Source organism: Streptomyces sp. NPDC058877, from assembly GCF_042742855.1.
GTDB lineage: Bacteria > Actinomycetota > Actinomycetes > Streptomycetales > Streptomycetaceae > Streptomyces.
This window is the reverse complement of the sequence record NZ_JBHYMF010000234.1, coordinates 1-9,556: the sequence shown is the minus strand read 5'-3', so window position 1 is coordinate 9,556 and position 9,556 is coordinate 1. Positions and strand designations below refer to the sequence as shown.

Annotated in this window: 12 protein-coding genes; 2 read left to right on the top strand and 10 right to left on the bottom strand. The window is 72.9% G+C overall.

What is annotated here, in order from left to right; genetic code table 11:
• Positions 1-49: 49 nt before the first annotated feature.
• From der to ACFW2Y_RS32015, 6 genes are all read right to left on the bottom strand, one after another.
• Positions 50-1,498, bottom strand: coding sequence for a ribosome biogenesis GTPase Der (gene der / locus ACFW2Y_RS32040; RefSeq protein ID WP_384886066.1), 1,449 nt, complete (start codon positions 1,496-1,498; stop codon positions 50-52).
• Positions 1,499-1,568: 70 nt separating this feature from the next.
• Complete coding sequence (locus ACFW2Y_RS32035; RefSeq protein ID WP_384886064.1) at positions 1,569-2,213, bottom strand: lysophospholipid acyltransferase family protein; 645 nt, start codon at positions 2,211-2,213, stop codon at positions 1,569-1,571.
• Positions 2,210-2,884, bottom strand: a complete 675-nt coding sequence (gene cmk, locus ACFW2Y_RS32030; protein WP_384886062.1) for a (d)CMP kinase — start codon at positions 2,882-2,884, stop codon at positions 2,210-2,212. Before cmk ends, ACFW2Y_RS32035 begins: the two co-directional genes overlap by 4 nt.
• A gap of 140 nt (positions 2,885-3,024) precedes the next feature.
• Complete coding sequence (locus ACFW2Y_RS32025) at positions 3,025-4,113, bottom strand: prephenate dehydrogenase (protein ID WP_384886060.1); 1,089 nt, start codon at positions 4,111-4,113, stop codon at positions 3,025-3,027.
• Positions 4,110-4,472, bottom strand: coding sequence for a chorismate mutase (aroH, locus tag ACFW2Y_RS32020; RefSeq protein WP_384886058.1), 363 nt, complete (start codon positions 4,470-4,472; stop codon positions 4,110-4,112). The genes ACFW2Y_RS32025 and aroH overlap by 4 nt, the downstream gene beginning before the upstream one ends.
• Positions 4,473-4,597: 125 nt before the next feature.
• Positions 4,598-5,095 carry a YidB family protein gene (locus ACFW2Y_RS32015; RefSeq protein WP_384886056.1) on the bottom strand — a complete coding sequence of 166 codons (498 nt, stop codon included), beginning with the start codon at positions 5,093-5,095 and terminating at the stop codon, positions 4,598-4,600.
• Between the two features lie 100 nt (positions 5,096-5,195).
• Between ACFW2Y_RS32015 and ACFW2Y_RS32010 the strand changes: the two genes are divergently transcribed.
• Positions 5,196-5,639, top strand: coding sequence for a Rieske (2Fe-2S) protein (locus ACFW2Y_RS32010; protein ID WP_384886054.1), 444 nt, complete (start codon positions 5,196-5,198; stop codon positions 5,637-5,639).
• A gap of 10 nt (positions 5,640-5,649) precedes the next feature.
• On the top strand, positions 5,650-6,339 hold the full coding sequence (locus tag ACFW2Y_RS32005; RefSeq protein ID WP_384886052.1) for a DNA polymerase beta superfamily protein: 690 nt from the start codon (positions 5,650-5,652) through the stop codon (positions 6,337-6,339).
• On the opposite strand, the gene ACFW2Y_RS32000 is transcribed toward ACFW2Y_RS32005, so the two are convergent.
• Genes ACFW2Y_RS32000 through ACFW2Y_RS31985 form a run of 4 tightly spaced genes read right to left on the bottom strand, consistent with a single transcriptional unit; the run spans position 6,336 to position 9,425 of the window.
• Entirely contained in the window at positions 6,336-7,367 is a 1,032-nt protein-coding gene (locus ACFW2Y_RS32000; protein ID WP_384886051.1) for an ADP-ribosylglycohydrolase family protein, read from the bottom strand. The genes ACFW2Y_RS32005 and ACFW2Y_RS32000 overlap by 4 nt on opposite strands.
• Complete coding sequence (locus tag ACFW2Y_RS31995) at positions 7,364-8,101, bottom strand: NUDIX domain-containing protein (RefSeq protein ID WP_384886050.1); 738 nt, start codon at positions 8,099-8,101, stop codon at positions 7,364-7,366. The genes ACFW2Y_RS32000 and ACFW2Y_RS31995 overlap by 4 nt, the downstream gene beginning before the upstream one ends.
• Positions 8,098-9,177 carry an AAA family ATPase gene (locus ACFW2Y_RS31990; RefSeq protein WP_384886068.1) on the bottom strand — a complete coding sequence of 360 codons (1,080 nt, stop codon included), beginning with the start codon at positions 9,175-9,177 and terminating at the stop codon, positions 8,098-8,100. Before ACFW2Y_RS31990 ends, ACFW2Y_RS31995 begins: the two co-directional genes overlap by 4 nt.
• A 14-nt stretch (positions 9,178-9,191) precedes the next feature.
• Positions 9,192-9,425, bottom strand: a complete 234-nt coding sequence (locus tag ACFW2Y_RS31985) for a hypothetical protein (RefSeq protein ID WP_384886048.1) — start codon at positions 9,423-9,425, stop codon at positions 9,192-9,194.
• Between the last annotated feature and the right edge of the window lie 131 nt (positions 9,426-9,556).

The following is a 9,556-nucleotide window of genomic DNA, read 5'->3' as shown; positions in this document are numbered from 1 at the left end:
GCCGGGGCCTGATCGCCCCGGCCCTCAGCCGTGTGTCACTCCGCGGGTCCTACTTCTTGCGGCTGCGCTTCTCGCGCACCCGGACCGAGATGTGGATCGGGGTGCCTTCGAAACCGAACTCCTCGCGCAGCCGACGCTCGATGAAGCGGCGGTAGCCGGCCTCCAGGAAGCCGGAGGCGAAGAGCACGAACCGGGGCGGCTTGGTGCCCGCCTGCGTGCCGAAGAGGATACGGGGCTGCTTGCCGCCGCGGACCGGGTGCGGATGGGCGGCCACGATCTCGCCCAGGAAGGCGTTGAGCCGGCCGGTGGGGACGCGGGTCTCCCAACCGGCGAGGGCGGTCTCGATCGCCGGGACCAGCTTGTCCATGTGGCGGCCGGTCTTGGCGGAGACGTTGACCCGGGGCGCCCAGGAGACCTGCTGCATCTCGGTCTCGATCTCGCGCTCCAGGTAGTAGCGGCGCTCCTCGTCGAGCTCGTCCCACTTGTTGTAGGCGATCACGATGGCACGGCCCGACTCGACCGCCATCGTGATGATGCGCTGGTCCTGGACCGAGATGTTGTCGGTGGTGTCGATCAGGATGACGGCCACCTCCGCCTTCTCGACGGCCGCAGCGGTCCGCAGCGAGGCGTAGTAGTCCGCGCCCTCCTGGAGGTGGACCTTCTTCCGGATGCCTGCGGTGTCGACGAACTTCCACGTCACGCCGCCGAGCTCGATCAGCTCGTCGACCGGGTCACGGGTGGTGCCGGCCAGTTCGTTGACGACGACCCGGTCCTCACCCGCCACCTTGTTGAGCAGGGAGGACTTGCCCACGTTCGGGCGGCCGATGAGGGCGATGCGGCGCGGGCCGCCCACCGCGTTGCCGAAGCGCTGCTCGGGGGCCTCGGGAAGCTTCTTCAGGACCTCGTCGAGGAGGTCTCCGGTGCCGCGGCCGTGCAGCGAGGAGACGGGGAACGGCTCGCCGAGGCCCAGGGACCAGAGCATGGCCGCGTCGGCCTCGCCGGACTGGCCGTCGACCTTGTTGGCGGCGAGGACGACGGGCTTCCCGGCGCGCCGGAGCAGCTTGACGACGGCCTCGTCGGTGTCGGTGGCGCCGACGGTGGCGTCCACCACGAAGAGGCAGGCGTCGGCGGCCTCGATGGCGTACTCGGCCTGGGCGGCGACGGAGGCGTCGATGCCGAGGACGTCCTGCTCCCAGCCGCCGGTGTCGACGATCTTGAAGCGACGGCCGGCCCACTCGGCCTCGTAGGTGACGCGGTCACGGGTGACGCCCGGCTTGTCCTCGACGACGGCCTCGCGGCGGCCGATGATGCGGTTCACCAGGGTCGACTTGCCGACGTTCGGGCGGCCGACGACGGCGAGGACGGGAAGCGGGCCGTGGCCGGCCTCCTCGATCGCGCCCTCGACGTCCTCGACGTCGAAGCCCTCTTCCGCGGCGAGCTCCATGAACTCCGCGTACTCGGCGTCGCCAAGTGCCCCGTGGTCGTGCTGGTCGTTCATGAAGTCCGTTCCTTGATCATTCGTGGTCGGTGGGTCCCCGGGCGGCGGGGCCCACTACTGAGAGTCTCGCTCAGCGCCCGGTGAGGCGCCTGGCGTTTTCCAGGTGCTCGGTGAGCTTGCCCTGGATCCGTACGGTGGCCTCGTCCAGCGCCTTGCGGGTGCGCCGGCCCGATCCGTCGCCCGCCTCGAACGCGTCTCCGAAGACGACGTCGACGCGGCCCCGCAAGGGGGGCAGCGCCTTGACCAACCGTCCGCGGCGGTCGGTGCTTCCCAGCACGGCGACCGGAACGATCGGCGCGCCGCTGCGGACGGCGAAGTACGCCAGACCGGCGCGGAGCGAGGCGAAGTCGCCGTCGCCACGGGTGCCCTCGGGGAAGATCCCGAGGACACCGCCCTGCTCCAGGACGCCCAGGGCGTGGGAGATCGCGGTGCGGTCCGTGCTGTCCCGGTCCACCCTGAGCTGCCCGATGCCTTCCAGGAAGCTGCCGAGCGGGCCGACGAACGCCTCCTTCTTGATGAGGAAGTGCACGGGGCGCGGGGCGGTGCCCATGAGCATCGGACCGTCGATGTTGTGCGCGTGGTTGACGGCGAGGATGGCGGGGCCGGAGGCCGGCACGCGCCAGGCGCCGAGGACGCGCGGCTTCCAGAAGCCGTACATCAGCCCGATGCCGATGCGTCGGCCGACGGCGGCGCCCTTCTCGGAGGGCAGGGTCACTTGGCGGCCGTCCGCTTCTCGTCCACCAGGGTGACGACGCACTCGATGACCTGGTCCAGGGTGAGGTCGGTGGTGTCGACCTCGACGGCGTCGCCGGCCTTGGCGAGCGGGGAGGTCTTGCGGCTGGAGTCGGCCGTGTCCCGCTTGATCAGGGCTTCTTTCGTCGCGTGCACATCGGCGCCCTTGAGCTCGCCGGAGCGGCGGGCGGCACGGGCCTCGGGCGAGGCGGTGAGGAAGACCTTCAGGTCGGCATCGGGCAGGACGGTGGTGCCGATGTCCCGGCCCTCGACGACGATGCCGTGCTCGGCGTCCTTGGCGATGGTCCGCTGGAGCTCGGTGATGAGCGCCCGCACTTCGGGAACGGCGCTGACGGCGCTGACCTTGGAGGTGACCTCTTCGGTGCGGATGGGGCCGGAGGCGTCGGCGCCGTCCACCGTGATGGTGGGCCGGACCGGGTCGGTGCCGGAGACGATGACCGGCTTGCTCGCGGCATTGGCCACGGCCTCGGGGTCGTGCACGTCGATGCCGTTGCTGATCATCCACCAGGTGATCGCCCGGTACTGGGCGCCGGTGTCGAGGTAGCTCAGCCCCAGCTTGGCGGCGACCGCCTTCGAGGTGCTGGACTTGCCCGTGCCGGAGGGCCCGTCGATGGCGACGATCACGGATTCCACGGTGGGAACACCTTCCTGGGGTGAGTGGCGGGGCCCGGCGGAGATGCGGGGGACCTCCCCAAGGTTACCGAGTCCCACGCACCCGTTCGGCCCAGCCCGGCCGCGGGCCCTCCGGAACTCCCCGGAGGGCCCGCCCGGCGTCACCCGGTGCGCAGGGCCCAGCCCCGCTCCTTCAGGGCCGCGTCCAGCACCGGGGCCGCCGACGGCTCGACCATGAGCTGGACGAGGCCCGCCTGCTGACTCGTCGCGTGCTCGATGCGGACGTCCTCGATGTTGACGCCCGCGCGGCCCGCGTCGGCGAAGATGCGGGCGAGCTCGCCCGGCTGGTCGCTGATGAGGACGGCAACGGTCTCGTAGGCCGTGGGGGCGGCTCCGTGCTTGCCGGGGACGCGGGCGCGGCCGGCGTTGCCGCGGCGCAGGACGTCCTCGACGCCCGAGGCGCCTTCCCGGCGCTTGTCCCGGTCGGCGGACTGCAGGGCGCGCAGGGCACGGACGGTCTCGTCGAGGTCGGCGGCGACGCCGGAGAGGACGTCGGCGACGGGCCCGGGGTTGGCGGAGAGGATCTCCACCCACATGCGAGGGTCGGAAGCCGCGATCCGGGTGACGTCGCGGATGCCCTGTCCGCAGAGGCGCACGGCGGACTCGTCGGCCTCCTCCAGACGTGCGGCGACCATGGACGACAGCAGCTGGGGGGTGTGGGAGACGAGTGCCACGGCCCGGTCGTGCGCGTCGGCGTTCATGACGACGGGGACCGCCCGGCAGAGGGCGACGAGTTCCAGAGCCAGGTTGAGGACCTCGGTGTCGGTGTCCCTGGTCGGAGTGAGGACCCACGGGCGCCCCTCGAAGAGGTCCCCGGTGGCGGCCAGCGGCCCCGAGCGCTCCTTGCCGGACATCGGGTGGGTGCCGATGTACGCGGTGAGGTCGAGGCCCGATGCCTCCAGCTCGCGCTGGGGTCCGCCCTTGACGCTCGCGACGTCGAGGTAGCCGCGGGCGAGGCCGGCGGTCATGGCGTCGGCGAGGGTGGCGGCCACGTGTGCCGGGGGCACTGCGACGACGGCGAGGTCCACGGGGCCTTCGGGCGCCTCGTCGGTGCCGGCACCGAGGGCCGCGGCCGTGCGGGCGCGGGCCGGGTCGTGGTCGCGGAGGTGGACGGTGACGCCGCGGCCCGCCAGGGCGAGGGCGGCGGAGGTGCCGATCAGGCCGGTTCCGATGACGAGCGCTGTTCTCACTGGGCGATGTCCTTGCGCAGGGCGGTCGCGGCACCGAGGTAGACGTGCGCGATCCGGGACTTGGGCAGTGCGGTGTCGACGTGGGCGAGCAGCCGGACGACCCGCGGCATCGCGCCCTCGACGTCGATTTCCTGTGCGCAGATCAGCGGAACGTCGACGATCCCGAGCCGTCGGGCCGCGACGGCGGGGAAGTCGCTGTGGAGGTCGGGCGTGGCGGTGAACCAGATGCTGATGAGGTCGTCGGGGACGAGCCCGTTGCGTTCGAGGACGGCGGTGAGCAGTTCCTCGACCTGCTCACGCATGTGTCCTGCCTCGTCCCTCTCCAGTTGGACGGCCCCCCGGACCGCTCGTACCGCCACGTCGTGCTCCTTCGCCTGCGTCAGTGCTCCGTTCAGCCTAGTCAGCGGCAGGGGCGGTGCAGTGCGGCGCCCGCCCTCCGAGACGGGCGCCGCAGCGCACCGGAACGGAGGACGGGCGGGTCGGGTCAGAACCGCTGCTGGCGGATGATCTCCTCCAGGGAGGCTCCCTGGGGCAGCGAGCCGCTGGGGGTCAGCTTGTCGACGGCCTGCGGGAGGGCCTGCGCGATCTCGTCGGCGGCCTGCTCCGGGGTGACGCCGGCTTCCGCCGCGACCTTCTGCAGCGCCTCGTCGGGGAGGGCCCCGGCGATCTGGGCGCCGTTGACGGGCTTGTTCTCACCGGTGCCGATCCAGGACCGGGCCTGGTCGGCGAGGCCCGACGCGGCGAGCATGCCGAGGAGTCCTCCGAGCGGGTTCGCCCCGTTGCCGGAGCCGCTGCCTCCGGCGAGGGCGCCGAGCAGGGAGCCGAGGATGCCGCCGGTGCCGCCACGGGCACCGCCACTGCCCTGTTCCCCTCCCCCCAGGAGGCTTCCGAGGAGACTGCCGAGGTCGTTGCCCGCCATGGTGCTGCCTTTCGCCGGGTGCGGAACACACCCAATCTCACCCGAACCACGGCGTTCCGCCACCGAAGGTGCAGGACGGGCCGGGGCGGCCGTGCGGGGGAGCGGAACCGGGCGCACAGGCGTGTTGCGGGCCCGGTGGGCGGTGCGCGGCCAAGCTGGCGGCATGACTTCACACGCCACCGGACGTCGTACCGTCCTGTTCGCCGCCGCGGCCCTGACGACGGGCTGCGGCTCGAACGGCGGGGGTGACGGCGGCACGGACACGAGCACCCCGACCGCTCCTCCGGCCCCGGCCACCACCGCCCCCGCCCCGAGCGGCGCCACCCCCCTGGCGAGGACCTCCCAGATCCCGGTGGGCGGCGGCACGGTGTTCCCGGAGGAGAAGGTGGTCGTGACCCAGCCGGCAGAGGGCGAGTTCAAGGCCTTCTCCGCGATCTGCACCCATCAGGGCTGCACGGTGAACAAGGTCGCCGACGGCACCATCGACTGTCCCTGCCACGGCTCCAAGTACCGCATCGCCGACGGCTCGGTCGCGGCCGGGCCGGCCCCCCGGCCGCTGCCGGCCGAGCAGATCGTCGTCTCGGGCGACACGATCACCCTGGCGTAATCTGCCCCGCATGACTCCGGACGAACTGGTGCGCGAGCACACCATCTACTCCTGTGTGATGGGCTCGCGCGCCTTCGGTCTCGCGACCGAGGACAGCGACACGGACGTGCGGGGCGTCTACCTCGCCCCGACGCCCCTCTTCTGGCACTTCGACAAGCCGCCCGCACACGTGGAGGGACCGGCCGAGGAGCAGTTCAGCTGGGAGTTGGAGCGCTTCTGCGAGCTGGCCCTGCTCAACAACCCGAACGTCCTGGAATGCCTCCACTCCCCCCTCGTCGAGCACGTCGACGACCGGGGGCGCGAGCTGCTGTCGCTGCGCGGGGCCTTCTTGTCCCGCCGGGCCCACCAGACCTTCGTCCGGTACGCGGGGGGCCAGCGCCGCAAGCTCGAAGCGGACGTCCGCCAGTACGGCCACCCGCGGTGGAAGCACGCCGTGCACCTGTTGCGGCTCCTCGGCAGCTGCCGCGACCTGCTGCGCACGGGCGAGCTCCGCATCGACGTCGGGGAGGACCGCGAGCGCCTCCTCGCGGTCAAGCGCGGCGAGGTGTCCTGGGCCGAGGTCGAGTCCTGGCTGAACCGCCTCCAGGAGGAGGCGGACCGGGCCCATGACACGACCCCGCTCCCCGACGCCCCGGACCGGGCCCGTATCCAGGACTTCCTGGTCCGCGCCCGCCGCTCCTCGGCCCTGAGCGTGCGCTAGGCGTCCCAGAGCGCGCCGAAGGCAAGCAGTTCGCTGCGGTGCTCGATGTGCTCCGTCCATTCCTCCGGCCAGGCGTCCGCACCGAGGTGGGCGCCCGCGAAGGCGCCCGCGAGGGCGGCGATGGAATCGGAGTCGCCGCGGGTGCATGCGGCCCGGCGCAGGGCGGTGAGGGGCTCCCCGGGGAAGAGCAGGAAGCAGAGCAGACCGGTCGCGAGGGCTTCCTCGGCGATCCAGCCGTCGCCGGTGTAGGTGCAGGGGTCGAGCTCCGGATCGGCCGTGCGCTGGACCGCGTCCAGGCGCTCCAGGACGGCCAGGCACTCGTCCCAGCCGCGCTCGACGAAGTGGCGTGCGCTGGGGTCCTGGGAGCGGGTCCAGAGGTCGCCGAGCCAGCGCTCGTGGTAGCGGGAGCGGTTCTCGTACGCGTAGGAGCGGAGCTGTCCGACGAGGCCGGCCGGGTCCACCCCCCGGGCGAGGAGGTGGACGGCGCGGGCGGTGAGGTCGGAGGCGGCGAGCGCGGTGGGGTGGCCGTGCGTCAGCGCCGACTGGAGCTGGGCGGCACCGGCCCGCTGTTCCTCGCTGAGACCGGGGACGAGCCCGACGGGTGCGACCCTCATGTTGGCGCCGCAGCCCTTGGAGTGGATCTGGCTGGCGTCCTGCCAGGGCAGGTCGCCGTCGAGGAGCATGCAGGCGCGCAGACAGGTGTTGCCGGGGGCCCGGTTGTTCTCCGGGGAGTGGTACCAGTCGACGAACTCGGCGCGGACCGGTCGGGCGAGCCGCAGCGGGGCGAGCGCGCCCCGGCCCATGGACGTGTGGATGCCGCGGGCGAGGGCGAGGGTCATCTGGGTGTCGTCGGTGACGTACGCCCTCCCGTTGCTCAGGGGCAGCGGCATCTCCCGCCAGGGTCCGGTCTTGGCGAGGATCGACGGGACGTCGTTGAACTCGGTGGGGAAGCCCAGCGCGTCACCGAGTGCGAGGCCCATCAGGGAGCCGGTGGCAGTCCGCTTGGCGGCGCTGCGGGTGGGGTTCATGTGGGGCGTCCTTCCGGTCGCAGGAGGGGTGGGTGGAGGGTGGTGGCACCGCCCGCCCGGTAGAGGGCGGCGGGTTTTCCCCGCCCGCCGGTGAGGCGTGGTGGCCCTTCCACGGCCCGGACGAAGCCGGGCGTGGCGAGGACCTTGCGCCGGAAGTTGGGGCGGTCGAGCTCGACGCCCCACACCGTCTCGTAGACCTGCCGCAGCTCGCCGAGGGTGAACTCGGGCGGGCAGAAGGCGGTCGCGAGGCAGGTGTACTCCAGTTTGGCGCCGACCCGTTCGTGGGCGTCGGCGAGGATCCGGTCGTGGTCGAAGGCGAGCCGGCCGTGCGTCCCGTACGGGATCCAGCGGGCCTGGGTCGCGTCGCCGCCGCTGCGCGGCTCGGGCGGGTCCGGGACGAGCGCGGTGAAGGCGACGGAGACGACCCGCATCCTCGGGTCCCGGTCCGGTTCGGTGTAGGTGCGGAGCTGTTCGAGGTGCAGCCCGGCCGCAGTGGCCCCGGAGAGCCCGGTCTCCTCGGCGAGTTCGCGGCGGGCGGCCCGCTCGGCGGACTCGTGGGGCAGGACGAAGCCGCCGGGCAGGGCCCAGGTCCCGGCGTAGGGGTCCTGGCCGCGTTCGACCAGCAGGACGTGGAGGTGTTCTCCGCGGATCGTGAGGACGGCGAGGTCGACGGTGACGGCGAAGGCTTCGAAGGCGCGGGGGTCGTAGCCCTCGGGGGCCCGGTGGGTGCTCATCGGCGCTCCGGCAGGGGGTCGGCGAGGTGCCAGCCCTCGGCGAGCAGTCCGTCGACGGCGGCGACGGCGGTCGCGAGGCGCTCCTCGTGGGAGCCGGTGAGCACGGCGGTGCGGCGGCCGGTGTGTGCGAGCTGGGCGAGGAAGCGCGCGGTCATCCAGGGCCTCAGGAGTTCTCCGTCGCGCGGTCCGTCGCCCTCGGGGTCAACGCCCCGGTGGTCGGTGAGCAGCCAGAGGTGCTGTCGCCCCCGGGCGGCGATCTCGCCGGTGGCGGGACTGCTGGTGCCCAGGTGGCGCTCGTGCCAGATGGTGGCGGCGAAGGCGTCGGTGTCGCAGAAGAGCACAGGTGAGCCCTCCCGGGCCGCCGCTTCCTCCAGTTCGGCCTGGCGCTGGGCGATGACGGGGAAGTCGGAGGAGTGGAAGGTGACCTCGGACCGGTCGGCGTCGGGACGTTCGAGGCGGAGTTCGGCGAGCTTGAGTTCGCCGTACTCGCGACCGTACTCCGGCACGTACCGGGTGCGGGCCCAGACGCCGCCGCGCCTCCGGTAGTGGTCGGCGAGGGCGAGCGCCATGGTGGTGGTGCCGGTGGACTCGGCCCCGAGGACGACGACCCGCCGGGTGAGCGCGGCCCGCACCGGTGGTTCGAGGTGGTCCCAGCAGCCGGCGGGGTCGGCACGGACGGCGGTCCCGGAGACCGGGAAGCGGAGGCGTTCCCGGTCGACGAGCACGGACGCGACACCGAAGCGACGGCCGAGCTCCTCGCCGCACGGCTCCGAGGTGAAGACGGCGTCGACGCGTTCGGGCACGGCGGCCCGGAAGACCGCTGTGCGGGCGGCCCGGACGTCGGGGTCATGGAGGTCCACGGGGATGTCGTCGACGGTTCCGACGACGAGGACGTCGGGGTGGACCTCGCGCATCCAGGCGACCCGGTCCTCCAGGGGGATGCTCTCCGTGGAGGAGGCGCAGACGAGCACGGTGAGGCGCTCGCAGCGGTCGCGCGCGGTGCGGACGAGGTGGTGGTCGCCGGCGTGCGGTGGATAGAACTTCCCGAGGACGAGGCCGTGGCCGTAGCGCCGCACGGCGTCCCCGCCCGTCACGCCGCGGCTCCCGCCGCGCGCCGGGCACCGGTGAGGTCCCGGGGCCGGTTGCGCAGCCCGAGGAGGCGGAGGGTCGTGAAGCCGACGTGGAGCAGGGAGGTGGGGTGGAGCTCCTCGTGGGCGTGGGGCGTGCCGCTGCCGAACTCCAGGACCTCGGTCCGGTCGGCCGGGGTGTCCGGGAGGGTGGAGAGCGGTTGCCGCAACGGTTCGAGCGCGTCTGCGAGGCTCATGCCACCCCCTTTAAGAGTCAACATGACTATAAAGGGGTCGAGTCGCTTCGGCAAGGGCTCCCCGGCCCGGACGCAGGGCTCCCCGGCCCGGACGCGAGGAAGCCCGTGACCACCGAGCGGTGGTCACGGGC